Genomic DNA, 24,572 nt, shown 5'->3' with positions numbered 1-24,572 from the left:
TCGATGTTCTGGGGGCGGAGCCTGACAGGGGGAGGCCGCGGCGTCTCCCGCCCCCGGCCCGCGTTCGACGGAATGTTTTCGCCTGCCGCCCGATTCCCGCTCGAATAAGGCCGGTGGGCAACCCTCAGGAGTGACGTTCCCGCGACCCGGTCCCCTACCCGCTTCCCCTGGGGCCGCGGGCAGTTGAACAGGGCGTATCCCCTCTAGCCGAACGGTGTACGTCCATGAACTGCCTCGACCGTCTGCTGAGCGTCCTCTATGTCTCCACCAGTGCTGGACTGGCCTGGACGGCGGTCCTCGAGTACCGCGACGGTCCGGTCTGGGCCGCGTGTCTGTTCGCCGCGGCCGCTCTCGTCCCGGTCATCGCCGTCGTGCGGGAGGCCGAGTGGCGGGAACGGGCGGCGCTGTGGCCGGTGCACCCGGCCGGTCCCGCGCTCGTCGGACCCGCGCTCGTCGGGGTCGCCGAGGACGTCGTCCGGGCCGAGCTGGAGGCCGCGTGCTGCGAGCGCTGGTGGACGAGCTGCGGCACGGACCACGACTCGGGATGCCCGCACCGGGTGCCGAGGAGCAGCGCGGCCTGAACCCCGCTGTTCCCGAACGGGTTGCGCGGCCGTCGGGTTCATGTGGCACGCTCGCCCCTGACCGGCCCGGACGGCGCCGGTCATCGCTCGTTCGGCGGCGTGGAAAGGCGGCGGTATGCGCATCGGACTGCTCGGTACGGGCCCGTGGGCCGAGGGGGCGCACGCGCCCGCTCTGAGCCGGCACGGGGACGTGGACTTCGCCGGGGTGTGGGGCCGCCGCCCGGAGGCCGCCAAGGAGCTGGCCGACCGGTTCGGCACCCGGACCTACGACGACGTCGACGCGCTGCTGGCCGACGTGGACGCCGTCGCGATAGCCCTGCCGCCCGACATCCAGGCCGCTCTCGCGGTGCGGGCGGCGCGGGCGGGCCGCCACCTCCTGCTGGACAAGCCCCTCGCGTCGACGGTCGGGCAGGGGCGGGTCGTGGTGGACGCGGTGCGCGCGAGCGGGGTGGCCTCCGTCGTCTTCTTCACGACCCGGTTCCAGAGCGTGGCCGAGGCGTGGATCGCCGAACAGGCCGCAGAGAAGGGCTGGTTCACCGCCCGCGCCGAGTGGCTGGGCTCCGTCTTCACCACCGACAGCCCCTTCGGGGCCTCGCCCTGGCGGCGGGAGAAGGGCGCGCTGTGGGACGTGGGGCCGCACGCCCTGTCGGTGCTGCTGCCGGTGCTGGGCGACGTCCGGCGGGTGGCCGCCGCGGCGCACGGTCCCGGTGACACCGCGCATCTCGTCCTGGAGCACGCCGACGGCGCGTCGAGCACGCTGACCCTGAGTCTGACGGCGCCGCCCGCCGCCGCCGGTGCGGCCGTCGAACTGCGCGGCGAGGCGGGGGCCCGTCTCCTGCCCCGCAGCCCCGACGGAGCGGTTCCCGCGCTCGAACGCGCCCTGGACGCCCTGATGACCGCCGCCCGGACCGGGGTCCCGCACCCGTGCGACGCGGCGTTCGGCCTGCGGGTGACGGAGATCCTCGCGTCGGCCGAGGCCCTGCTCGACGGCTGACGGACGGGCGGCTCCGGGCGAGGGCGGGTCAGTCGTCGAACGGGGTGTCGCTCCAGCGGAACCAGGCCCGGTCACCGTCGATGTGCAGCAGGAACTCGGGGACCGGGCCGTCCGGTGAGTGCAGGGACAGCCGCCGCCGGATCTCGTCGTAGGCCCGTTCCCACTCCTGCCAGTGGGTGTCGTCGTCCCGTTGCGCCAGGGCGAGTTCGCGGGTGAAGAGGTCGCGGACGGAGTCGTAGGCGGGGCCGGGGGTGAAGCGGCCGGAGAGCCAGGGGAAGTCGGCGTCGTCGATCAGGATCTCCCCGACCGGTTCCCTCGCGTCCCGGACCTTCCAGACCTCGCCCTCGAACCCCACCGTGTCTCCTTCACCGCGTGCCGGACGTACGTCCCCCAGACTGCCATCCGGCACCGGTGGCGGGCGTCACGCCGGAGTGTCGGCGGGGCGGTGGAAGTTGACGCGTTCCCGGGTGATCGGATAGCCGGCCTTGGCGAAGTGGGCGGCCATGGGATGGTTTCCCTGGTCGGTGGCGGCGGCGATGTGCTCGGCGCCCTGCCCGACGAGGAAGTGGGTGCACTCGGCGAGCAGGTCGTAGGCGTAGCCGTGGCCGCGCTGTTCGGGGACGACGCCGATGAATCCGATGATCGGCGAGGTGTGGTTGCGGGCCGGGATGTGGATGCCGGCGAGGTCCCCGTCCGGGGTGCGGGCGGTCTGCCACCACGCGCGGGGCGAGGGGCACCAGTGGAAGAAGTCCATCTCCTCCTGGGCGGCCCGGTCGGCGCCGCCCTCCGCGGTGGCCTTGCGCGCGTGGGCGTCCAGGGTCGCCGAGTGGATGCGGCGCAGCGCGTCGAAGAAGACGGCGTCGTCGGGTTCCGGGGCGAAGGTGAGGCGTCCGGGGCGTTCGGGCAGGCCGTCGGCGGGGGTCCAGCGGTAGGAGTAGCGCTCCACGAGGAGTTCGTACCCGGCCGCGCGGACGGCGTCGAAGCGCAGGTCGACGGCGGCCCGCAGCGCGGGGTCCTCGTGCCGGCCGGGCGGCAGGCTGAAGTCGACGTCGACCTGCCAGGGGGCCGAGCGCAGGAGCTGCGCGGCGGCCTCCGTCTCGCCGTCGGCCAGGTCGAACCGGTCGACGCACAGGGGCTCGGTGTCGTCGGGGCCGCCCCACCAGGAGGCGCGGGCGACGACCCGGCCGTCGCGGAGCGCGACACGCTGCCAGTCGGGGCGGTGCCGGGTCAGCGGGTGCGCGGCGGCCACGCCGAGCGGGTCGGGCAGGGTGTCGAAGAGGTGTGCGGTGCTCTCGTCGAGCGAGTGGATGACCACAGCGGTCATGGATTCCTCCGGGAGGCGTACGGCTGCGTGGAGCGCTCCCGGGAAGAGACTCAGACGTGCACGCCCGGGGCGACGGGAAGGGAGCGCTGGATGAAGGGGTACGGCACGGCACTCGCCTCCTTCCGTCTCGGTGATCTCGGGGCGTGACGCGCCCACGCTAGGGGGTGCCCCGTGCGGGCGTCCACCGCTTTTCGGCGCCCGGCATGCGGGCGGGGCCGTCCCGGTGGACCGTGGAGGCGTGGGCGAGGCACGTGTCCGGCTCCGGCGCCGGGACCTGGAACGGCGGGGCTGGCTGCGCGGTGCGCCGCCGCCCGGATGGGTACGGGTGCTGCCGGCCGTGCTGCTGGCCGGGGTGTGCACGGCGGCCGTGATCAGCCCGGACCCGCTGGACATCGGGTTCGTGCTGGGCGCGATCCCGCCGCTGGCGGTGCTGTCGTACGGGCCGCTGGCGACCGCGCTGCTCGGCGGGCTGGTCGTGGTCGTGCTGGTGACCCCGGCGTTCCGGCTGGACGACCCGGGCAACACGGATCTGCTGACGGTCCTGTTCGTGGCGCTGCTGAGCGTGGTGCTGTCGTTCGTGCGCAGCCGCCGGGACGCCCAGCTGGTCACCGAGCGGGCCGTCGCCGAGGCGGCCCAGCGCGCGGTCGTGCCGCCGCTGCCCCCTCGGGTGGGTCCGGTGGGCTGCACGGGGCTGTACCGGGCGGCGCAGCGCGGGACGCTGGTCGGCGGCGACTTCTTCGACGTACGGCGCTCCGCGCGCGGGGTGCGCGCGGTGATGGGCGACGTGCAGGGGCACGGGCTGTCGGCGGTCTCGACGGTCGCCTCGCTGCTCGGCGCGTTCCGGGAGGCGGTGCTGGACGAGCCGGACCCGGAGTCGGTCGCGGCGCGCCTGGACCGGCGGCTGGTGGTGGACTCGGCGGACGTGGCCCACGCGGAGCTGTTCGCCACCGCGGTCCTGCTGGACTTCGCGCCGGACGCGCGGTCGGTGCGGATCGTGGTGTGCGGGTGCCCGGCGCCGCTGCTGCTGCGGGACGGGACGGCCGTCGAGCTGGAGGTGGACGCGGGGGTGCCCCTGGGTCTCGGCCTGGCCGGGACGGGCCGGCCGACGGGCGTGACGGTGCCGCTGCGCGCGGGCGACCGGCTCTTCCTGGCGTCGGACGGGGTCAGCGAGGCCAGGGACACCGCCGGTGTGTTCTATCCCCTCGCCGACCGCCTCGCGGCGTTCACCGGGGACGCGCCGGACGTGCTGGTGCGGCGTGTGTGGCGGGAGGTCCGGGCGCACTGCGGGACGGTCCAGGACGACGTCACGATGCTGGTCCTGAGCCCCGGGTGACGCCGGACACCGGTGCGGCGGGCCGGGCCGTGCCGGGTCAGTTCCGGTGGTCCGCGGAGCCCGCCGCGACCGGCTGCTCGTGTTCGCCCTCGGCGTCGATGTGGGGCAGGAGGCGGTCCAGCCAGCGGGGGGTCCACCAGGCGTGCCGGCCCAGCAGGGTCATCACGGCGGGCACCATGAGCAGCCGCACCACGGTCGCGTCGATCAGCACGCTCACGGCCAGGCCCAGCCCGAGCATCTTGACCACGATGTTGTCGCTGACGATGAACGCGGCGAACACGCTCACCATGATCAGCGCGGCGCAGGTGATGACCCGCGCGGTGATCTCCAGGGCGTGCGCGACCGACGCCTTGGCGTCGCCGGTGCGCAGCCATGCCTCGTGCACCCGGGAGAGCAGGAAGATCTCGTAGTCCATGCTGAGGCCGAAGATGATCGCGAACATCATCATCGGCACATAGCTCTCGATGGGCACCTTCCCCGAGACGCCGAGCGCGGGTCCGCCCCAGCCCCACTGGAACACCGCGACGACGACGCCGTAGGAGGCGGCGATCGACAGCACGTTGAGGACGGCCGCCTTCAGGGCGACGAGCAGCCCGCGGAAGACGGCGAGGATGATCAGGAACGCGAGGGCGACCACCACGCCGATGATCAGGGGCAGCCGGCTCGCGACGATGTCCCGGAAGTCGACCTGGGCCGCCGTGGTCCCGGTGACATAGCCGTGGGCGTCCGTGCCGGTGACGGCGGCGGGCAGGGTGTCGTCGACCAGGCGGTTGGTGAGGTCCGTGGTGTCGGCGCTCTGCGGGGACTCCTTGGAGTACACGGTGCCGACGAGGACGTCGCCGTCCGAGGTGGGGGTCAGCGGGGTGACGTAGGCGGCGCCGTCGACGTCGTCCAGGGTCTTCTGCGCCTGCGAGGAGAGCGTGGAGCGCTGCGAGTCCGGGACGGAGGTCTGGTCGATGACGACGCTCAGCGGGCCGTTGGAGCCGGGGCCGAACGCGTCGGTCATCAGGTCGTAGGCGCGCCGGTCCGTGAAGGAGGTGGGGTCGGCGCCGTCGCCGATGTGGCCGAGCTGGATGGAGAAGACCGGGATGGCGAGGACGACGACCGTGAAGACCCCGACGGCGAGATAGCGCAGGGGGTGGTGCTCCACGCGCTGCGCGTAGCGGTGCCAGGTGCCCTGGGGCGCGGCGCCCGGTTCCGCGTCGGTCTCGGCGACGGGCCGCCGCACCCGGTAGCGGTCGATGCGGGTGCCGATCAGGCCGAGGAACGCGGGGACGAGCGTGAGCGCGCCCAGCACCGCGGAGACGACGGTGACGGCGGCGGCGACGCCGAGTTTGCTGATGAACGACACCCCGGACGCGGAGAGCCCGGCGAGCGCGACGATGACGGTGCAGCCGGAGACGAGGACGGCCCGCCCGCTGGTGGCGGTGGCCCGGCCCGCGGCGGTCACCGGATCGGCGCCGTCCATGAGGTTCTGCCGGTGCCGGGTGATCTGGAACAGCGCGTAGTCGATGCCGACGCCGAGCCCGATCATCGTGGCCAGGGTCGGCGAGACGGTGGCGAAGGTGAACGCGGCGGCGAGCAGCCCGAGGCAGGCCAGCCCGCCGATCACGCTGATCAGCGCGGTGACCAGGGGCAGCCCGGCGGCGATGACGCTGCCGAAGCCGATGAGCAGGACGACGATGGCGACGGCGAACCCGATCAGTTCGCTCACCCGGTCGTCGGGGGCGGGCCGGGCCAGCTCGCCGAGCGGGCCGCCGTACTCGACGTCGGCCCCGGCCGCCCGCAGCGGCTGCACGGACTTGTCGACGCCGCCGAGGTAGTCGTCGCCGAGCGTGGAGGGCTGCACGTCGAAGCGGACGGTGATGTACCCGGTCTTCGTGTCGGAGGAGAGCGGTCCGACGGGAGTGGTGGAGCCGGTGAGCGGGTTCTGCACGGCCAGCACGTGCGGGAGCTTGCCGAGGTCGCCGACGGCCGTGGACATCTGGGAGTCCAGCGAGGTGAGGGCCTTCTGCCCGTCGTGGACGACGATCTGGCTGCTGTAGCCGCCGGCGGCCGGGTCGTGCTTCTTGAGGACGTCGAGGCCCTCCTGGGACTGCACGTCGGGGAGGGAGAAGTTGTCCTCGTACTCGCCGCCGACGGACCGGTTCAGCACCTGGAGGGCGACCAGCGCGACCAGCCAGGCGACGATGACGATCACGAAGTGGCGGGCGCACCACCGGCCCAGCCGCCGCAGGGCCCCTGGGGCGGCGGTCCCCCGGTTCCCCTCGTCGCTCTCGCCCCCCTCGCCCCCTGCGGTGTTCCGCGCTGAAGACATGGCCCGGACCTTCGCTCAGTGCGCCCTGGTGGGACGCCCGTCCAGTACATCCTCATTAGACGCCCGGCCCGGTGCTCCGGCATCCCGGCCCCGTGCCGGCCCTCTGCCGGTCCTGTGCCGGTCCTGTGCCGGTCCCGGTCTCCCGGGATGCACTCGGCGCCCATGGGGTGAATGGTGAGAGCGGACCCCGATGACGATCCGAGGAGCCGAACCATGCCGATGTCACAGCCCGACGCGTCCGGTTCCGCCGAGGACCGCGTGACGCCGGACGACCTGCTCCACACCCGTACCGGTACCGAGGTGTCACCCGAGGACATGGTGCTCGCCACGGGCCGCGACCTCACCCCGGAGAACCTCGAATGGGCCCGGCGCAAGCTGGCGGCGGAGGGCCCGGCGGCGATGGAGAAGCTGCTGCCCTAGGGCGGGTCCGCGACCGTGTCCGTGCACAGCACCGGCACCCGCTGCACCAGGTTGTTGGCGAAGCCGCCCCGGTTCCACGGCTGTTCGAGCGGCTGGGTGTGTCCCTCGGCGTCGGTGGCGCGGGCGCTGAGGACATGCCGGCCGGGCGTCGCCGTCCAGGTGAGCCGCCACCGGCGCCAGGCCCAGCGGTGCCCGGTGCCGGAGTCCCACTCGGCCTCCTGCCAGCTGAGCCCGCCGTCCGTGCTCACCTCGGCCCGGGTCACCGGGGCCCGCCCCGACCAGGCGCGTCCCTCCAGCGCCACGGGGCCGGGCCGCACGACACGGGTGCGGGACATGAAGTCGGGGAAGCCGGGCGGGACGAGCAGGGCGCGCGGCGCGATCCGGGTGACGGGTTCGCCCTCGTCGTCGGGGTGCTGCCGCAGCCGGTAGGCGACGGACTGCTGGAAGCCGGTGAACTCCCGGTCGGTGACGGTGATGTCGCGCAGCCACTTCACCTGGGCCATGCCGTACCAGCCGGGCACGACCAGCCTCAGCGGGTGTCCGTGCTGGGGCGGCAGCGCGGCGCCGTTCATCGCGTACGCCACGAGCACGTCGGGATCGTCCCCGGCGGCCACCTCCAGGGGCAGGGCGCGCCGGTAGTCCTGTTCGACGCCGCGCTCGACGCCGTGGTCCGCTCCGGTGAACACTACGTCGACGGCGCCCGGTTCGACCCCGGCCGCCGCGAGGAGCAGCCGCAGCGGGACGCCGGTCCAGTCGGCGGTGCCGACGGCTTCGAGGAGCCAGGGCTGGCTGACCGGCCGCGGGGTGAGCAGGGCCCGGCCGTTGCCCGCGCACTCCAGGGTGACCCGGGTGGTGACCTGCGGGTGGGCCCGCAGGTCGGCGAGGTCCAGGTCCAGCGGACGGCGGACGAGGCCGCCCACGGTCAGCCGCCAGGACGTGTCGTCGGGGACGTAGGGGATGTCGTAGTGCGTCAGGACGTAGTGCAGGCCGGGCGGGGTGCGGTCGTGTCGGAGCGCCTCCAGCGGCAGGCCGTGGTTGCGGGCCGCCAGGGCGAGTTCGTCCAGGCCGATGCCCTCGTCGGTGCCGGCCAGGCGGGCCGGCGCGCTCGCGTCACCGATGCGGTGCCCCATGGGGGCATTATCCCGCCACGGCCGCCGCCGGGCACCCCTGACGGCGGCCGGTCTCAACCGGTCGTCATGACCGGAGAGTTGCCCACCCTTTCGAATCGGGCCCTCGGCCTGCCAGAATCCCTTGGGTGCCAGACTTCGACTTCGACATGCTTGTCATCGGATCCGGCCCCGGTGGCCAGAAAGCCGCCATAGCCGCGGCCAAACTGGGCCGCCGGGTGGCTGTCGTGGACCGCCCCGACATGGTCGGCGGGGTCTCCATCCACACCGGGACCATTCCTTCCAAGACCCTGCGCGAGGCGGTGCTGTACCTCACCGGTCTCACCCAGCGCGATCTGTACGGGCAGAGCTACCGGCTGAAGGAGGACATCACCGTCGCCGACCTGACCGCGCGCACCCAGCACGTGGTCAGCCGCGAGGTCGACGTCATCCGCAGCCAGCTCTCCCGCAACCACATCTCCCTCTACGCGGGGACCGGCCACTTCGTCGATCCCCACACCATCGCGCTGCGCGAGGTGACCGGCCACGAGCGGCTGATCAGCGCCGCGAACATCGTGATCGCCACCGGGACACGGCCCGCCCGGCCCGACAGCGTCGAGTTCGACGGCCGCACGATCATGGACTCGGACAACGTCCTGGCCCTGGAGCGCGTGCCGCGTTCGATGGTCATCGTGGGCGCCGGGGTGATCGGCATGGAGTACGCCTCGATGTTCGCCGCACTCGGCAGCAAGGTCACCGTGGTGGAGAAGCGGGCCGGGATGCTCGACATGTGCGACGTCGAGGTGATCGAGTCGCTCAAGTACCACCTGCGGGACCTCGCGGTGACGTTCCGCTTCGGGGAGACGGTGGCCGCCGTGGAGCGGCACGCGCGCGGCACGCTGACCCTGCTGGAGAGCGGCAAGAAGATCCCCGCCGACGCCGTGATGTACTCGGCGGGCAGGCAGGGGCTCACGGACGAACTCGACCTGGACAAGGCGGGGCTGACGGCGGATCGGCGCGGCCGGATCACGGTCGACGAGCACTACCGCACCGAGGTCCCGCACATCTACGCCGTCGGTGACGTGATCGGTTTCCCGGCGCTCGCCGCGACCTCGATGGAGCAGGGCCGTGCCGCCGCGTACCACGCCTGCGACGAGCCGGTCGGGCAGATGGACCATCTCCAGCCGATCGGCATCTACACCATCCCGGAGATCAGCTTCGTCGGCCGCACGGAGGACCAGCTCACCGAGGAATCCATCCCGTTCGAGGTCGGGATCTCCCGCTACCGCGAGCTGGCGCGCGGGCAGATCATCGGTGACTCGCACGGCATGCTGAAGCTGCTGGTCTCCCCCGAGGACCGCAAGCTGCTCGGGGTGCACTGCTTCGGCACGGGTGCCACCGAGCTGATCCACATCGGCCAGTCCGTGATGGGCTGCGGCGGCACGGTCGACTATCTCGTGGACGCCGTCTTCAACTACCCGACGCTCGCCGAGTCGTACAAGGTGGCCGCGCTCGACGCGACCAACAAACTCCGTCAGATCGACCGCATCGGGGACTGAACCGCCGCCTCGGGCCGGGGCCGGCAACGGCCCCGGCCTGCGGCGCAGTTGGGTGACACGAGTCAGGTGGAGGGCACGCTCCACCCGATCCCGCCCGGGTGGCGGCGAGGGCTATCATCACTCGCACACACGGTGTGACCGTCCGTCGACGCAACGCTGAACGGTGACCCCCGCCCCCCATGTGCCGCCCCTTGCCCGAGGCCACCCCTCGCCGTCGGGAGGCGGGTTCCACCCCCCACCCCCCAACGCCGTAGGGGCGGCCTGGTCGTCCCCGCGTCGTGCACGACGGAAAGCAGCAAGCCATGAGCAACAACCGGGGCAGAGGGCTGCAGGCAGGCGCTCTGGGCACTTTCGACACGGTGGTGATGGCCGTCGCGGGCAGCGCGCCTGCCTACTCCCTGGCGGCGACCACCGCGGTCCTCGTCGGCGCGGTGGGGCTCGCCAGCCCGGCCGCCCTCCTGTACTGCGCGATCCCGATGCTCGGCATCGCCCTGGCCTTCAGCTATCTCGGCCGTATCGACGTCAACGCGGGCGCCAGCTACTCATGGGTGGGGCGCACGCTGCACCCCTTCCTCGGGTTCCTCAGCGGCTGGGCGCTGGTGGTGTCGGCGACGATCTTCATGGTGGCCGGGTCGCTGCCCGCCGGTTCGATGACGCTCGCCCTGTTCGACGAGGGGCTCGCCGACGACACGGCGCTGGCCACCGCGGTCGGCGCGGGCTGGTTCCTGCTGATGCTGCTGGTGGTGCTCGGCGGGGCCCGGCTCACGGTCCGCGCGCAGTTGGTGATGTCCGGCATCGAGCTCGCCCTCCTCGCCCTGTTCGCGGTGCTCGCCCTGTTCCACTCCGGCAACGCCCGTGCCTTCGACTGGTCGTGGCTGGGCTTCTCCCAGTTCGACGGGGTGTCGGGGTTCGCGTCGGGGGCGCTGATCGCGGCGTTCTACTACTGGGGCTGGGACGTCACCGGCAACCTCAGCGAGGAGACCCGCAACAGCCGCCGGACGACGGGGCTCGCGGGCCTGATCGGGGTGGGCGTCGTCTTCCTGCTGTTCGAGGTGTTCACCGTCATGGTGAACGTCGTGCTGTCCGCGCGGCAGATCGAGGAGCACCAGGCCAACGTGCTGGCCGTGCTGGGCGAGGAGATCTGGCCGGGTCCGGGCGGCAAGCTGCTGGTCGTCGCGGTGATGCTGTCGACGATCGCGACGCTGGAGACCACGCTCATCCAGGTCACCCGCTCGCTGTTCGCGATGGGCCGCGACCGCACGATGCCGGCCGCGCTCGGCCGGGTGCACCGCCGGTGGAACACCCCGTGGGTCGCCATCGCCGTGGTCGGCGCGGTGGCGCTGGTGATGTTCATCGCGTCCAACGCGCTGGGCTCGGTCGGTGAGATCCTCGCCGACGCGATCGCGGCGATCGGTCTGCAGATCGCCGTGTACTACGGGCTCGCGGGTCTCGCGGTCGTCGTCGCGTACCGCAGGGTGCTGCTGAAGTCCGCGGCGAACCTGGTGTTCGGCGGGGTGTGGCCGCTGCTGGGCTCGCTGTTCATGTTCTGGGTCTTCGTGGAGTCGCTGACCGAGCTGAGCCCGGCGTCGATCGCGATCGGCGTCGGCGGGCTGGCCGTGGGCCTGGTCCCGATGCTCTGGTACTGGCGGCGGGGCAGCGACTACTACCGGCCGGCCAGGCTCGACGCCTCCCGCACGGTGGAGGCGGACTACGTCCCGAGCGGTGTGCCGGCCGGGCGGTCCCAGGTCCACGAGGGTCTTCCCACGGACTTCTGAGGGCGGCGGACATGAGCAGAGACCGCTGGACCCCCGAGTTCGACCCCGACTGCGGGGACACCGCCCTGACCGACGCCCGCCACGACATCGCCATCGGCCGCTGGCAGGGGCTGCGCGACCTGCTGCGGGACACCGGCCCCGACCGGCTCGCCCGCGGCCACCGGGTCCGGCTGCTCGCGCAGGCCTGCGCCGCGCGGTCGACGGTGGAGTCCTGGCTGGCGGCCGAGCCGCGGTCCGCCGACGCGCTGGTGCTGCGGGCGGCGACGGAGACGGTCCGCGCGTTCAACCTGGCGATCGCCGCGGGCCGCGGGGTGCCGATCGACCAGCGGCGCGTCGACACCGCCGTCCTGAGCTGTCTGAGGGCGGCCGAGGCCTGCCCGGAGGACCCCACGCCGTGGATCTCCCTGATCTCCGTCGCCCGCCTCTACCCCAAGGGCGTACGGCGGCAGGAGCTGGCGCGCTGGTGGGACGAGCTGCACCGGCGCGACCCGTTGAGCACGGAGGGCCATCTCCAGGTCCTGCACTACTACTCGGCGCGCTGGCACGGCACCCACGGGCTGATGTACGACTTCGCCCGGGACGCCGCCGGGGCCGCCCCGCAGGGCTGCGCGCTGCCCGTCCTCGTGCAGTACGCGCGGGTCGAGGAGTTCCGGTACGCCCTCGACGCGGCGCACGGCGGGCGGGCCGCGGTGGGGTTCGCCCAGCACTGGGACCACGACGGCGCGGTGAGCGACGTGCGCCGGACCTGGCAGCGGTGGATCGCGGACCGTCCACCGGTGGCGTTCGCGCCGGGTGAGCTGCGCGACCTCAACCACCTGACGCACGCGGCGTGCCAGGCGGGGCTCACCGACATGGCGGAGTCGTTGTTCCACCTCATGGGACGCCGGGCCACCCGGACGCCCTGGTCGTACCTGGGCGATCCGGAGAAGCAGATCCTGCGGTGGCGCGGGGAGTCGGCGCCGCGGGTGTGAGGGCCGTCAGGGGCGCCGGGCCGCCACGGCGTCGCCGCCCCGCGGCTCCCCAGCGGCGGCCAGGTCCCGGGTCCACTTCTCCTCGACCCGGCCGAGCTTCCACACCAGCGCGGCGACGATCCAGGTGAGGACGAACAGGCCCACGACGACGAAGCCGAGCGTGTTGAGGTCGAGGCCGGAGATCCAGTTCCAGAAGGGGCCGTCGAGGGCGAACCGGTCGGCGAGCAGGCCGAGGAGTTCGACGGTGCCGATGAGCAGGGCGACGGCGACGGACAGGCCGGTGATGGTGAGGTTGTAGTAGACCTTGCGGACCGGCTTGGAGAACGCCCAGTCGTAGGCGAAGTTCATGAAGGTGCCGTCGACGGTGTCGAGCAGGGACATGCCCGCGGCGAACAGCACGGGCAGGCACAGGATCGCGTACCAGGGCAGTCCGGAGGCGGCGCCCGAACCGGCGAGGACCAGCAGGGCGACCTCGGTGGCGGTGTCGAAGCCGAGCCCGAACAGCAGGCCGAGCGGGTACATCTGCCAGGGCCTGGTGATGGCCCGCATGACCCGGCCCAGGAGCCGGTTCATGAGGCCGCGGCTGTTCAGCTGCTGTTCCAGGGCGGCCTCGTCGAAGTCCCCGGAGCGCATGCGCCGGAACACCTTCCAGATGCCGCCGAGGACGACGAGGTTGATGCCGGCGATGAGGTAGAGGAAGGTGCCGGAGACGGTCGTCCCGACGAGTCCGGTGACGTCGTGCAGCCGGGAGCCGTCGTCGCGCACCGGGCCCGCCAGCGCCTTGACGCCGAGCGAGAGCAGGAAGGCGAGGCCGAAGACGACGCTGGAGTGGCCGAGGGAGAACCAGAAGCCGACCGACAGCGGGCGCTGCCCCTCCCCCATCAGCTTGCGGGTGGTGTTGTCGATGGCCGCGATGTGGTCGGCGTCGAAGGCGTGCCGCATGCCGAGCGTGTAGGCGGTCACGCCGATGCCGACGCCGAAGCTCTTGGTGCCGATGCTGTAGTGCCCGGGCGCGACGACGGCGAGAAGCGTGAACCAGCCGATGACGTGCAGCGCGAGGACGAACGCGGCCATCCCGCCGACCCTGATCCACTCCTCGCGTGTCATCGAGCCGCGGATGCGCCGCCACCTCCCGGAGATGGTGCGTGCGGGAGCGGAGTCAGGGGCGGCCGTCATCGGGGGAGGATCTTTCGTTCGGACGTACGGCCGCGATCAGCAGCCTTGTGCCATCCTCCGGCAGCTGCAAGTCATGTGCAGTAAAGGCCGTGGCAGGTCTTCCCCACGGGAGGGGAAAACCGCCGGTCGGTCAGGGTGCGGCGGGCGGGCCGTCCGGGCGGCTCCGGCGCTGGGCGACCGTCTCGCGGGCCAGTTCCTCGGTCTCCGGCTCGGGCAGCCGCTCGAAGCCGGCCTCGGTGATGACCGAGACGATGGGGTAGATCCGGCGGTTGACGTCGGGGCCGCCCGTCGCGGAGTCGTCGTCCGCCGCGTCGTAGAGCGCCTGGAGCGCGGCGAGCGCGGCCTCCCGCCGGGACATGCCCCGGTGGAACAGCTTCTTCAGCGCGCTGCGGGCGTACGGCGAGCCGGAGCCCTCGGCGTGGAAGTCCCGCTTCTCGTACAGGCCCCCGGCGACGTCGAAGCTGAAGATGCGGCCCCGCTCGCCCTCGGGCGCGTGCTCGTCGTAGCCGGTGAGGAGGGGGACGACGGCGAGGCCCTGCATGGCCTGGCCGAGGTTCTGCCGGATCATGCCCGCGAGGCGGCGCGCCTTCGCGCTGAGGGTCATCGGGATGCCCTCGATCTTCTCGAAGTGCGTCAGCTCGACCTGGTACAGCTTCACCATGTCCAGGGCGAGGCCGACGGTGCCCGCGAACGCGACGGCGGTGTGGTCGTCGGCGGGGTGCACCTTCTCCAGGTCGCGCTGGGCGATCAGATGGCCCATGGTCGCCCTGCGGTCGCCGGCGATCAGCACGCCGTCCCGGTAGGCGAGGGCGAGCACGGTGGTGCCGTGCGGGAACGCGTCGGGGGCGGCGCGCACCCCGTCGGGGAAGGGGCGGCGGGTGGGCAGCAGGTCGGGCCGGTGGGCGGTCAGGAACTCGTTGAACGACGAGGTGCCCGGGGTGAAGAACTCGTCGCCCAGCCGTCCCTCGTGCGTGTTCGCCGTCATCGCACTCCCCCTCGTCCGCGCCGTCCGCGGGCCGGCGGCCGTGTCGCGTGCTCCGTGTTCCTACCTGGACGGGGCGGGCGGGAAACACCGCGCGGGTCACAGCGCCTTGCGTCGCACGAGGACGCCGAGCACGACCAGCCCCGGCAGCAGGGGCAGCCACATGGTCAGCAGCCGGTAGCCGAGCACGGCGGAGGCCGCGGCCGTCACCGGGGCTCCGGCGGCGGCGAGCGCGAGGGCGAGGGCGGCGTCGAGGGAGCCGATGCCGCCGGGCGTGGGCAGCAGGGCGGCGGCGGTGCTGGCGGCGAGGTAGAGCAGCGCGACCCGGGTGGGCGGCAGGGCGAGGGCGACGGCCTGGGCGACGGCGATCAGCACGAGGACGTTGAGCGCGGCGAAGGCCAGCGATCCGCCCCACAGGGCCGCCGCGCGGGGCGGCCGGGCGTGCACGGCCCGGATGTCGGCGAGCACCGTCCCGAGGGCCCGGCGGCAGCGGGGCAGGGCGAGGAGGCCGGCCGCGCCCAGGGCCAGGGCGAGCGGGGCGGCCCACCAGGCGGCGGGGACGTCCGGGAGGCGCAGCACGCCGGGGCAGGCCGTGGCGAGGCCGACGACGAGGACGACCCGGACGACCCCGGCGGCGGTGCCCTTGACGGCGAGGGCGGTCGCGGCCCGTCCGGCCGGCAGACCGCACCGCATGAGGAAGCGGAGGTTGACGGCGCCCGCGCCGAGTCCGGCGGGCAGCAGGTGGTTGGCGGCGCAGGCGGCCAACTGGGTGGCCACCAGCCGTCCTTGGGGCAGTCTGCGCACGACCGCGCCCTGCTGGGCGAGGGCCGCGCACAGCCAGGTCGCGGCGGCGGCGACGGCTCCGGCCAGCAGCCAGCCCTGGTCGGCGACGGCGAGCCGCACGGCCCCGCGTTCCAGCACCGGCCAGTGCCGCCGGGCGAGGCAGGCGGCGCCGACGAGGACGGCCAGGGTGAGGGCGGTTTGCCAGTAGACGCGACGGCGAGCGGGCCCCACGACGACGACCGGCTCCGACGTCATACGGCGCCACCCTTCCCCGTCACCCGGGACATCCGAACAGACCGACAAGAAGAATCAACCCGAGAAACAGGGACAAAGTAACCCGGGTCGCCGGGGGACGCAGCGCGGTGTTCGCCCACGTGCCTTACGACGGCCGGGGCTCAGTCGTGCGGGAACGAGTGGTGCTCGTGCGCGACGAGCCAGCGCCCGTCCTCCTTGCGCAGACCGAACGTCAGGCGCAGCCGCAGCGTGGGGTGCGCGGCGAGTTCCCCGGGGGTCGCGCAGCGCAGCAGCGCGTGGGCGTAGGCGACGTCCTCGCCGGCGGTGACGTCGAGGGTCTCGATGTCGAAGCAGGCTCCCGATGCCTGCCAGGCGAAGAAGGGGGGCCAGGCCGCGCGGTAGGCGGCGAGCCCGTGGATGCCGTGGTGGGGTGCCGGGACGTCGTACATGACGAGGTCCTCGGCGTGGTCGGCGAGGACGCCGTCGAGATCGCCCCGGTGGACGGCGTCGGCCCACCGGGTGATCAGGATGCGGATCTGTGTGGCGTCGTCGGGCACGGCGGCGGCTCCCTCTGTCGTCCCTTCGCCATCCTCACCGGCGTTCTGCGCCCCCGCACGGCGGCAGGTGACCTGGTGGCACACTCTCCAGTGTGCAGCCGCCCTTCGACGATCTCCTCCGCCGCGCCCGGTCCCTGGTCCGGGGCGGGCGCCGTGCCGTCCTGGGCATCGCGGGCAGCCCCGGCGCGGGCAAGACGACCCTCGCCGAGACCCTCGTACGGTCCCTGAACGCGGACGGGGAGCCGTGGGTCGCGCAGGTGCCCATGGACGGCTTCCACCTCGCCGACGTGGAGCTGGACCGGCTCGGCCTCAGAGACCGCAAGGGGGCGCCCGCCACCTTCGACGCGGCCGGGTACGCGGCGCTGCTGGGCCGGCTGCGCGCGGAGGAGGACGACGACGTCGTGTACGCGCCGGGTTTCGAGCGGGTGCTGGAGCAGCCGCTCGCGGGGGCCGTGCCGGTGCCGCCGTCGGCGCGGCTGGTGGTGACCGAGGGGAACTATCTGCTGCTCGGCACGGGGGCCTGGGTCCGGGTGCGCGGGCAGCTCGACGAGGTGTGGTTCTGCGAGCTGGACGAGGCCGAGCGGATCCGCCGGCTGGTCGCCCGGCACGAGGAGTTCGGCAAGGGGCACGACGAGGCCGTGGCGTGGGTGCTGCGCAGCGACCAGCCCAACGCCGACCTCGTCGCCGCGACCCGGGAGCGGGCGGACCTGATCGTGCCGGCCGGGGTGCTGGACACGGTGTAGGGCCCGATCCGCCGCAGAGGCCCCGCGCGCGTCCGGTCCCGGCCGGCGCCGTCGCGGCGAGGCCGCCCTCGGGCGTGGGATGCCCGAGGGGCTCCTCGGCGGCCGGCGTCAGTCCTGCGCGCCCGGAACGCGCAGGGAGACGGTCAGTGTCTGCGGGCCCTGGCCGCCCAGGTAGAGGCGGTTCCCGGTCGTCGCGTCGGTGCCGCCGACCACGGTGTGGTCCTGGCCCGGGTCGTAGCGCAGCACGTCGGGGCGGTCCGGTCCGGCGAGGGGCTCGCCCGCCTCGACGTCGACGGTGACGCGGATCTCGTCGTCGCCGGCCCGGTAGGCGGCCGTTCCGGTGGTCAGGCACCAGCGGGTGTCGTCCAGGGGCAGGGCGCCCTCGACGGTGCCGCCCGGCCGGAAGGTCAGTTCGAGGGCCCAGGGCGCCCGGGGTCCGCTGATGTCGACGCGGAGGTCGGCGCCGTCGTCGCGGAGCCGTACGTCGACGCGGGTCGTGTGGGAGACGTCGTCGCGGGGGCGTTCGTCGAAGGCCATCGCGGCCGAGAAGCGTCCCTCGTCGACCAGCCGGTAGTCGCCGTCCTCGCGCCGCAGCTCCTTCGGGAGGGGCTGGTAGTAGGCGGCGGTGAGGGTCTGGGTGAGTGCGTAGTGGTCGTCGGCGAGGCGGCGCATGCCGTCGGCGCGGAACGGGCCGAGGTCGAAGAACCCGCGCGAGAGGCGGACCGCGTCGAGGACGGCCTCTCCGGCGAACAGGCGCAGGAAGGTGGGGTTGCAGGCGAGCCCGGAGCGGATGCGCCGCTGTGCGGGCACGTCGGAGCCGCCGTACACCACGGTGTGCGCGGTCGCCGAGGCGTGCGCGGCGAGGCGGGCGGTGGGCAGGTACGAGGCGCGCGGGAGGGTCTCCTCGGCCGGGGCCGGCAGGGGGCGGCACAGGTCGGGGGTGAGGAGGCTCTGGGCGAGCAGGTCGGGGTCGTCGATGCCGCCCTCGGCCGCGAGGCGGGCCGCGCGGGCGAGGTCGCCGCGTCCGGTGCGCACGGCGAGGAGCCGGTAGTGCGGCAGGTAGGGCGCGAGGGGGAAGGGGGCGTACTGGTCCTGGCGCCGGGAGTGGACGGTCTCGACCGTGCCGTCCGGCCTGATGAGGTCGAGGGTGGCGGTGAGGTTGCGGGCGACGGCGTCGAGCAGGTCGGCGCGGCCGAGGACCTCGGCCAGCAGCAGCAGCGACGGGTTGGACACGTGGGCGGCGTAGTTGGCGCTGCGTTCCGAGTACAGGCCCTCCGCGTCGATGTCTACGCCCTCGGAGAGCCACTCCTCGACGCGGGCCAGGAGCCGTGGGTCGGGGAAGGAACGGTGCAGCCGGGCCAGGGCCGCGGACAGTTCCCAGCGGTGGTTGGGGGTGTGCACCCCGCCGGTGAGGAGGCTGTCGGTGGCGGCGCCGGCGATCTCGGCGAGCGCGGCGGTGACGTCACCGAGGTCCGGTCCCCCGCCGGCGGCCAGGACGTGGGCGTCGCACACGTCGTTGACGGTGAACCCGGAGTCCGGCGGTGACTGCACGTTGTCGCCGCCGGCGAACAGTCCGGTGGCGGTCTGCGCGGCCCGCAGGGCGCGGAGATGGGCCAGGGCGGCGGTGGCGGCGCGGTCGCTGCCGTGCAGGGCCGATTCCGGGGAGCGGTGGGCGGCGACCAGGGTCTTCACCCGGTGGGCCAGGGCCCGGTGGGTGACCCCGGTGGGAACGGTGTCGGGGGCGGCGGTCAGCGGGACGGCCGTCCGGTCGGCGGCGCGGGCCACCGACCGGACGAACGCGTGGTCGTGCGGGACAGGCAAGGTCAGTCCTTCAGTCCGGCGTTGATGTCGGCGTTCATGACGTACCGCTGGAACACCAGGAAGACGGCGATCAGCGGGATCATCGAGATGACCGATCCGCCCAGCAGGACCGACCAGTTGATGTTCTGCGCGCCGACGAGGCTCTGGATGCCGATCTGCACGGTGAACTTCTCCGGGTCGTTCAGCATCAGCAACGGCCAGATGTAGTCGTTCCAGCGCCACTGGAAGGACAGGATGGCGAGCGTCAGCATGATGGGCCGGGAGATCGGCACCATGATCCGCAGGAAGATCGACAGTTCACGGGCGCCGTCGATGCGGGCGGCCTCGATGAGTTCGTCGGGGACCGTCAGGAAGAACTGGCGGAACATGAAGCAGCCGGTGGCGGTGAGCACCGCCGGGAGGATGATGCCGCCGAAGGAGTTGTAGAGGCCGAGGTCGCGGACGACCAGGAACTCGGGGGCGAGCATGACCTCGGACGGCAGCATCGTGGTGGCGAGGATGCACAGGAAGAAGAACTTGAGCCACTTGTTGTCGTACTTCGCCAGCGCGTAGCCGGTGCAGCAGCTGGCGCCCACGGTGAGGACCGTGGTGACCACGCACACGAAGGCGGTGTTGATGAAGTACTGCGAGAAGTTGGCGCTGTCCCACGCCTCCTTGTACCCCGACAGGGTGGGGTCGTGCGGGAGCACCGTCAGCGGCAGCGAGAACAGGTCGCTGGCCGGCTTGAAGGAGCTGAGGACGAACCACGCCACCGGGAGCCCGTACAGGGCGGCCAGGATCCACAGCAGTGTCGTCGCGGACACCGCGCTCCGCAGCCCGCCCTTGGCACCGGGCCGTCTCTTCGACGGGGCTTTCACGGAGCCGGCGTCGACCTTGCGCGGCGTGTCTGTGGTGGTCATCGGTTCTCCATCCGCCGGTTGACCATCAGCTGGATAATCGCGACGGCCATCAGGATGAGCATGAGCACGAACGACGCGGCGCTCGCGTAGCCGATCTGGCCCGACTTGAAACCGGTCTGGTAGATGTACTGGACCAGCAGGTTGTTCGAGGTGCCCGGTCCGCCGTTGTTGAGGGCGAGGAAGAGCGGGTACTCCTTCATCGCGTTGATCGTGTTGAGCAGGATCACGATGAACGAGGTGGGCGCGATGCTCGGCAGCGTGATGCTGACGAACTGGCGCCAGGGGCCCGCGCCGTCGAGGGAGGCGGCCTCGTAGTACGAGGTGGGCACGTTCTTGATGGCGGCGATGAACAGCAGCATCGAGAAGGCCGTTCCCCACCAGGCGCCGGCCATGACGACCACGCCGAGGGAGAGGTCCGCGTTGGACTGCCAGGCGATCGCGCTGCCGCCGAGCTTCTCGATGACGTAGTTGATCAGGCCGAAGTTCTCACCGAACAGCCAGCGCCACAGGACGCCCACGACGATGGGCGAGATGAGCCAGGGGATGAAGAACACGACCCGGGCCACCGAGGCGCCCTTGGCCATCTTGCTCACGACCAGGTTGGCGATGAGCAGCGACAGCGCGAAGTTCAGGGGCACGACGAGCACGGTGTACAGCAGCGTCCGCAGCAGCGCGTCGTAGAAGGTGGAGTCGCCGACCAGGTTCGCGTAGTTGTCCAGTCCGACGAACTGGAACGCCCCGACGCCCGTGTAGTTCGTGAAGGAGTAGACGAGCCCGATCACCGCCGGCCAGACGAAGAACAGCGCGAAGAGTACGACATTGGCCGCGATGAGGACGAGTGGCGCGAGGGTGTACTTGTTGCGTCTCCTGGTCCTGGGCGGGCTCGCGGACACGTCCGAGGCGCGTTTGGTCATCTTGCTGACTCCGTGCTGGTGAGGTGGATTGCGGTGGGCTCGGTCCCTGAGCCCGGCGTCGTGCGGGGCCCCGGGTCCGGGCGGCGGGGTCTCGTTCCCGCCGCCCGGACCCGGTGGCGCACGATCAGCCGCCGACCTGCTGGTTGTAGCCGTCCACGATGTTCTGCAGTGCCTCGTCGGAGGACTGCTGGCCGTTGATGGCCTTGCCGAGTTCCGTCTTGGTCGGGTCCTCGGTGAGGCTCTTGCCCTTCAGCACCCAGTTGGTCTGCGCGGTGTTGAAGTAGCCGGAGATCGGGTCGTAGAGCGGGATCTCCTCGTTGTAGAGCTTGAACGCCGCCTGCGCCGCCTCCGACTCGAAGGGGTACTCCGGGTTCAGGCCGCTCTCGACGGGCAGGAAGCCGGAGGTCTCGCAGAGCTCGCGGTAGTGGTCCGGCTCGTACAGCCAGGACAGGAACTTGGTGGCGGCGGCGGACGCGTCACCGTTGTTGTTGAAGCCGACGACCAGGCCGCCGCTGTTCACGTCGCTGGCCTGGACCGGCTCGGCGGGGGTGGGGACGCTCGCCCACTCGAACTTCTTGATGCTGTCCGCGAAGGAGGCGACCTGCCACACGCCGGACCAGTAGGCGACGACGTCACCGCTCTGGAACATGGCGGACGGGTCGGCGCCGCTGGTCCACACCGACTTCGGCATGACCTTGTTGTCGTTGAGGCCGACGAAGTACTTCACGGCCTTCTTGGTCGCCGCGTCGACGGAGAACGTGCCGGAGTCGTCGGCGTGGACGTACTGGCCGCCGAGCTCGTAGACCATGGCGCGCAGCCGGGACGGCGACTGGTCGAAGGTGAGGGAGTACTTGGCGCCGGTCTTCTCGCGGACCTTGTTCGCGGCCGCGATGAACTCGGTCCAGGTCCAGGTGTCGCTGGGCGTGGCCGGCACGTCGACGCCGGCCTTCTCGAACAGCGACTTGTTGATGAACAGACCGGACGCGGTGACGTCCGAGGGGATGGCGAGCACCTTCCCGGACGAGTCCTTCGCGACGAACGTCTTGTTGATCTTGTTGGTCTCGTTGTTCGCGATCGACTTGAGGTCGATCAGCTTGCTCGACCAGATGGGGTCCAGCTGCGGCACGGCGGCGACGTCGGGCAGGGAGTTGGCCTGCGCCGCGTTGTGCAGCTTGGTGTTGTACCCGTCGTAGGGGATGTTGACGAGCTTGATGGAGACGCCGGTTTCCTTCTTGTACGCGGCGACCATCTTCTTCCAGCCCGCGTCCTGACCCGGGACCGTGGAGATCCAGAACGTCAGCGACTTGGACGTGCCGCCGGAGTCGGAACCCGACCCGCAGGCGGACAGGAGCAGGGCTCCGGCCGAGACCGCGGCAGCGAGCGGAACGAGGCGGCGCATGCCGCCGCGGCCGAGACGGCGAGATCGCCGCACACCCACAGTGGTCATCTTCAATCCCTTTTCTTCGTAGCGGAAGAAGCACGGCGCCGGCCAAGGCGGCACGGGTGCATTTTGCGGAAGATTTCGCTTTCGAAGGGGGCACGGCCTCGCCCGGCCGTGTCGCCTCGCCGGGTGGGATCCCCGGCCGTCCCGGCCGGAGTCGCACAAGCACGCCCTAGTGCGGTCGCCGTACATCGCGTACGGGCTGAAGGCTCACCCGGAGTCGGCGTCCCGGCCGACGTAGAAAGCGCTTGTCCGGACATTGGCAGATCGAGTCCGAAGCCGTCAATGCCTCGTCACCACGGCCTCGGTCACGGTTTGGACTCCCCGGGCCACGGCGAGCCGGGCGGCGCCCACGACGGTGCCGAGTTCCCCCACGGTCGAGCTCACCACCTCGGTCGGCCAGCTCAGCCGGCCCAGCTCGGCCCGTACTCCGGGCAGCAACTGGGGATCGGCGCCCGTGCTGCCGCCCAGCACGAGCAGCCCCGGGTCCAGGACCGCCGTCACGGCGGCGGCCAGGCGGCCCACGTCCGCGGCGTGCCGGTCGACGACGGCCCGGGCGGCGGCGTGCCCCCGCCCGGCCAGCGCGAAGAGCCGGTCGGCCCCGCGCGGGCGCGGCCCGTCGTCGTCCCCCCACAGCTCCGCGGCCCGTCTGAGCAGCGCGCGGGAGCCGATGTAGGTCTCCAGCGCCTCGTGCCGGGGTGCCACGTCGTCGTCCCAGGGGTAGGGCAGCCGGGCGAGCTCACCCGCGGCGCCGTTCGCCCCGCGCAGCACCCGGCCGCCGACGACTATGCCGAGACCGACACCGACGCCGATCCGCAGATAGCCGAAGGTGGTGCGGCCCCGGGCGGCGCCCTCGTGCAGTTCGGCGAGGGCGGCGCAGTTGACGTTGTTCTCCAGGTGCACCGGCACGCCGCCGGGCAGCACCACCGCCACCGCGTCGAAGACCGGTCCGGCCTTGGCGGTGGCGGGCCGCATCCCGGCGCCCTCCTGCCGTTCGGTGACGTCACCGACCGCGACCACGATGGTGCGCAGCGGAGCGTCGCAGGGCAGGTCGAGGAGCGCGCCGCGGACGACGGCGGCGGCGTCCTCGCGCGAGCCGGTCGCCTCGGCCAGCAGGGTGCCGTCCAGGGCGCAGCCGCGCACCCGGGTGACGGCCGGGCCCAGGTCGACGGCGAGGACGGCTCCGGCGGCCGGGCCGAGCCGGTAGACGGCGGCGTTGCGTCCCGTGCCGCTGGAGGCGGTCCCGGAGTGCGCGGCGAGCCCGAAGCCCTCCAGTTCGGCGACGGCCGAGGACACCGTCGGCTTGGACAGCCGGGCGAGACTGGCCAGCTGCGGGCGGGTCGCGGTGCCCGCCTCGGCGAGGACGGCGAAGACAGCGCCGGCGCTCTCGGTCAGGCGGGGGGCGATTGCCACGTCGTGTTCCACAGTTCCCCCACGGGTCATGGGCCGCTCTCCCGGTTCGTTCGATCGTCCTGATCTCACGCATATCCTGCGCGATCGGATCGTCGGGATACGGCGACGGTAAGGCTCTTGACGCACTGTACTTCGTTAGTTAACTTCCTAACGAACGTCACGGTACTCGCCTGCCGTGGTCCGCTCAGAGGCCCGTCCCGGGGCTTCCCTAGTTCTTTCACGTTCCAGCACCGCCCCCTCAACCGCCCTTCCCCGGCACGGTTCGCCCGCCGTCGCAGCACGACGCAACGACGAAAGAGGACCCGTGCAGGAATCCGCGCCCCTGGTGGTCGGTATCGATGTGGGCGGCACCAAGACACATCTGCGCGCGCTCGCCGGTGACACCCAGGTCGCCGACCACGTCCGCAGCAGCAGCGGCTGGCGGCCGCACGACCCCGTGGCCGCCGCGGGCTGGCTGGCGGCGCTGACCGCGCAGGCCCTCCCGACCGGAGCACGCCCCGCCGCGCTGGCCGTGGGCGGACACGCCTGCGAGACCCCCAGGCAGTGCGCCCAGATCCGCACCGCTCTGCAACTCCACTTCGACGCGCCCGCGCTGGTCGTCGGCGACGCCGAACTCCTCGTGCCCGCCGCGGGGCTGGCCAAGGGCGCGGGGATCGTCGCCGGCACCGGTTCGGTCGCCGTCGGCCGCCTTGCCGACGGCACCGTGGTGCAGGTCGGCGGCTGGGGCGCGGCCCTCGGCGACGAGGGCGCCGCGGCCGGACTCGTCCGCGAGGCCGCGCGCGCCGTATGGGCCGCCCATGACCGCGGCGAGGAGCCCGACGCCCTCGCGCACGGACTCGTCGCCTCGCTCGGTGTCCCCGAAGTGCCCGCCATCGGCGCGGCGCTGGAGGCCGCCCGGGACATCTCCGCCGAGTGGGGCCGGCACGCCCCCGTCGTCTTCACCGCCGCGCAGGCCGGTTCACGGCTCGCCCGCACGGTGATCGACGACGGCGGCACGGCCCTGGCCGCACTCGTCGAACGGCTCGCCGCACGCGGTGTCCCGGTCGACGACGTGGTGGTGGCGGGCGGCACGATCCTCGCCCAGCCGCTCCTGTACGACGCCTTCGTGACCGCGCTCGCGGACAGGGTTCCGACAGCCCGGACACAGCCTCTGCGCGCGGCCCCCGTCGAGGGTGCGGTGGCGCTGGCGCGTTCATTCGTATGACACCCGCCGGACGCCGCGCCCACCC

Annotated in this window: 22 protein-coding genes; 9 read left to right on the top strand and 13 right to left on the bottom strand. The window is 72.6% G+C overall.

Annotated features, from left to right (window positions below; all coding sequences use genetic code 11):
- Positions 1 to 224: 224 nt before the first annotated feature.
- Entirely contained in the window at positions 225 to 581 is a 357-nt protein-coding gene (locus ACIPSE_RS23630) for a hypothetical protein (RefSeq protein ID WP_401665297.1), read from the top strand.
- A 115-nt stretch (positions 582 to 696) separates the two neighbouring features.
- On the top strand, positions 697 to 1,575 hold the full coding sequence (locus ACIPSE_RS23625) for a Gfo/Idh/MocA family protein (RefSeq protein ID WP_401665295.1): 879 nt from the start codon (positions 697 to 699) through the stop codon (positions 1,573 to 1,575).
- 28 nt (positions 1,576 to 1,603) lie between these two features.
- Here the strand turns inward: ACIPSE_RS23625 and ACIPSE_RS23620 are convergent, their stop codons facing one another.
- Together ACIPSE_RS23620 and ACIPSE_RS23615 are read right to left on the bottom strand one after the other, a co-directional pair.
- Positions 1,604 to 1,930, bottom strand: coding sequence for a hypothetical protein (locus tag ACIPSE_RS23620; RefSeq protein ID WP_401665293.1), 327 nt, complete (start codon positions 1,928 to 1,930; stop codon positions 1,604 to 1,606).
- A 66-nt stretch (positions 1,931 to 1,996) separates the two neighbouring features.
- Positions 1,997 to 2,899 (bottom strand): GNAT family N-acetyltransferase, encoded by a 903-nt coding sequence (locus ACIPSE_RS23615; protein ID WP_401665291.1) that lies wholly within the window; start codon positions 2,897 to 2,899, stop codon positions 1,997 to 1,999.
- 238 nt (positions 2,900 to 3,137) lie between these two features.
- Here ACIPSE_RS23615 and ACIPSE_RS23610 point away from each other — a divergent pair, with 238 nt between their 5' ends.
- Positions 3,138 to 4,232 carry a PP2C family protein-serine/threonine phosphatase gene (locus ACIPSE_RS23610; protein WP_401665288.1) on the top strand — a complete coding sequence of 365 codons (1,095 nt, stop codon included), beginning with the start codon at positions 3,138 to 3,140 and terminating at the stop codon, positions 4,230 to 4,232.
- A 37-nt stretch (positions 4,233 to 4,269) separates the two neighbouring features.
- Here ACIPSE_RS23610 and ACIPSE_RS23605 read toward each other — a convergent pair whose 3' ends face one another.
- Positions 4,270 to 6,549 carry an MMPL family transporter gene (locus tag ACIPSE_RS23605; protein ID WP_401665285.1) on the bottom strand — a complete coding sequence of 760 codons (2,280 nt, stop codon included), beginning with the start codon at positions 6,547 to 6,549 and terminating at the stop codon, positions 4,270 to 4,272.
- Positions 6,550 to 6,762: 213 nt separating this feature from the next.
- On the opposite strand from ACIPSE_RS23605, the gene ACIPSE_RS23600 reads away from it, so the two are divergent.
- Complete coding sequence (locus tag ACIPSE_RS23600; protein ID WP_401665283.1) at positions 6,763 to 6,969, top strand: hypothetical protein; 207 nt, start codon at positions 6,763 to 6,765, stop codon at positions 6,967 to 6,969.
- On the opposite strand, the gene ACIPSE_RS23595 is transcribed toward ACIPSE_RS23600, so the two are convergent.
- Positions 6,966 to 8,099: a sulfite oxidase gene (locus ACIPSE_RS23595; RefSeq protein ID WP_401665281.1), complete on the bottom strand. Its 1,134-nt coding sequence runs from the start codon at positions 8,097 to 8,099 to the stop codon at positions 6,966 to 6,968. The two genes, ACIPSE_RS23600 and ACIPSE_RS23595, sit on opposite strands and share 4 nt — an antisense overlap.
- Positions 8,100 to 8,245: 146 nt before the next feature.
- On the opposite strand from ACIPSE_RS23595, the gene sthA reads away from it, so the two are divergent.
- The 3 genes from sthA to ACIPSE_RS23580 all read left to right on the top strand — a co-directional run bounded on the left by sthA (position 8,246) and on the right by ACIPSE_RS23580 (position 12,380).
- A complete protein-coding gene (sthA, locus tag ACIPSE_RS23590; protein WP_401666068.1) occupies positions 8,246 to 9,634 on the top strand; it encodes a Si-specific NAD(P)(+) transhydrogenase in 1,389 nt (462 codons plus the stop codon).
- Between the two features lie 302 nt (positions 9,635 to 9,936).
- On the top strand, positions 9,937 to 11,409 hold the full coding sequence (locus tag ACIPSE_RS23585; RefSeq protein ID WP_401665278.1) for an APC family permease: 1,473 nt from the start codon (positions 9,937 to 9,939) through the stop codon (positions 11,407 to 11,409).
- Positions 11,410 to 11,420: 11 nt separating this feature from the next.
- Positions 11,421 to 12,380 (top strand): hypothetical protein, encoded by a 960-nt coding sequence (locus ACIPSE_RS23580; protein ID WP_401665276.1) that lies wholly within the window; start codon positions 11,421 to 11,423, stop codon positions 12,378 to 12,380.
- A 6-nt stretch (positions 12,381 to 12,386) separates the two neighbouring features.
- Here ACIPSE_RS23580 and ACIPSE_RS23575 read toward each other — a convergent pair whose 3' ends face one another.
- From ACIPSE_RS23575 to ACIPSE_RS23560, 4 genes are all read right to left on the bottom strand, one after another.
- Positions 12,387 to 13,556 carry a HoxN/HupN/NixA family nickel/cobalt transporter gene (locus ACIPSE_RS23575; protein ID WP_401665274.1) on the bottom strand — a complete coding sequence of 390 codons (1,170 nt, stop codon included), beginning with the start codon at positions 13,554 to 13,556 and terminating at the stop codon, positions 12,387 to 12,389.
- Between the two features lie 130 nt (positions 13,557 to 13,686).
- On the bottom strand, positions 13,687 to 14,541 hold the full coding sequence (prcB, locus tag ACIPSE_RS23570) for a proteasome subunit beta (RefSeq protein ID WP_401665272.1): 855 nt from the start codon (positions 14,539 to 14,541) through the stop codon (positions 13,687 to 13,689).
- A gap of 96 nt (positions 14,542 to 14,637) precedes the next feature.
- Complete coding sequence (locus ACIPSE_RS23565) at positions 14,638 to 15,576, bottom strand: lysylphosphatidylglycerol synthase domain-containing protein (protein WP_401665270.1); 939 nt, start codon at positions 15,574 to 15,576, stop codon at positions 14,638 to 14,640.
- Positions 15,577 to 15,716: 140 nt separating this feature from the next.
- Positions 15,717 to 16,112, bottom strand: a complete 396-nt coding sequence (locus tag ACIPSE_RS23560) for a YybH family protein (RefSeq protein WP_401665268.1) — start codon at positions 16,110 to 16,112, stop codon at positions 15,717 to 15,719.
- A gap of 92 nt (positions 16,113 to 16,204) precedes the next feature.
- Here ACIPSE_RS23560 and ACIPSE_RS23555 point away from each other — a divergent pair, with 92 nt between their 5' ends.
- The gene (locus tag ACIPSE_RS23555) at positions 16,205 to 16,855 is read left to right on the top strand and encodes a nucleoside/nucleotide kinase family protein (RefSeq protein WP_401665267.1); all 651 of its coding nucleotides are present in this window, start codon (positions 16,205 to 16,207) and stop codon (positions 16,853 to 16,855) included.
- 108 nt (positions 16,856 to 16,963) lie between these two features.
- Here ACIPSE_RS23555 and ACIPSE_RS23550 read toward each other — a convergent pair whose 3' ends face one another.
- From ACIPSE_RS23550 to ACIPSE_RS23530, 5 genes are all read right to left on the bottom strand, one after another.
- A complete protein-coding gene (locus tag ACIPSE_RS23550; protein ID WP_401665265.1) occupies positions 16,964 to 18,676 on the bottom strand; it encodes a hypothetical protein in 1,713 nt (570 codons plus the stop codon).
- Positions 18,677 to 18,678: 2 nt separating this feature from the next.
- Positions 18,679 to 19,575: a carbohydrate ABC transporter permease gene (locus ACIPSE_RS23545; protein ID WP_401665263.1), complete on the bottom strand. Its 897-nt coding sequence runs from the start codon at positions 19,573 to 19,575 to the stop codon at positions 18,679 to 18,681.
- Entirely contained in the window at positions 19,572 to 20,489 is a 918-nt protein-coding gene (locus ACIPSE_RS23540) for a carbohydrate ABC transporter permease (protein ID WP_401665262.1), read from the bottom strand. Before ACIPSE_RS23540 ends, ACIPSE_RS23545 begins: the two co-directional genes overlap by 4 nt.
- Positions 20,490 to 20,613: 124 nt before the next feature.
- A complete protein-coding gene (locus ACIPSE_RS23535; RefSeq protein WP_401665261.1) occupies positions 20,614 to 21,936 on the bottom strand; it encodes an ABC transporter substrate-binding protein in 1,323 nt (440 codons plus the stop codon).
- Positions 21,937 to 22,212: 276 nt separating this feature from the next.
- A complete protein-coding gene (locus tag ACIPSE_RS23530; protein ID WP_401665260.1) occupies positions 22,213 to 23,373 on the bottom strand; it encodes an ROK family protein in 1,161 nt (386 codons plus the stop codon).
- Between the two features lie 274 nt (positions 23,374 to 23,647).
- Between ACIPSE_RS23530 and ACIPSE_RS23525 the strand changes: the two genes are divergently transcribed.
- Complete coding sequence (locus ACIPSE_RS23525; RefSeq protein WP_401665258.1) at positions 23,648 to 24,547, top strand: N-acetylglucosamine kinase; 900 nt, start codon at positions 23,648 to 23,650, stop codon at positions 24,545 to 24,547.
- Positions 24,548 to 24,572 lie beyond the last annotated feature (25 nt).

The sequence above is a fragment of the Streptomyces sp. NPDC090106 genome (genome assembly GCF_044747265.1).
Classification (GTDB): Bacteria; Actinomycetota; Actinomycetes; order Streptomycetales; family Streptomycetaceae; genus Streptomyces.
Note: the sequence above shows the minus strand (reverse complement) of the source record. Positions and strands in the feature narration are given on the sequence as shown.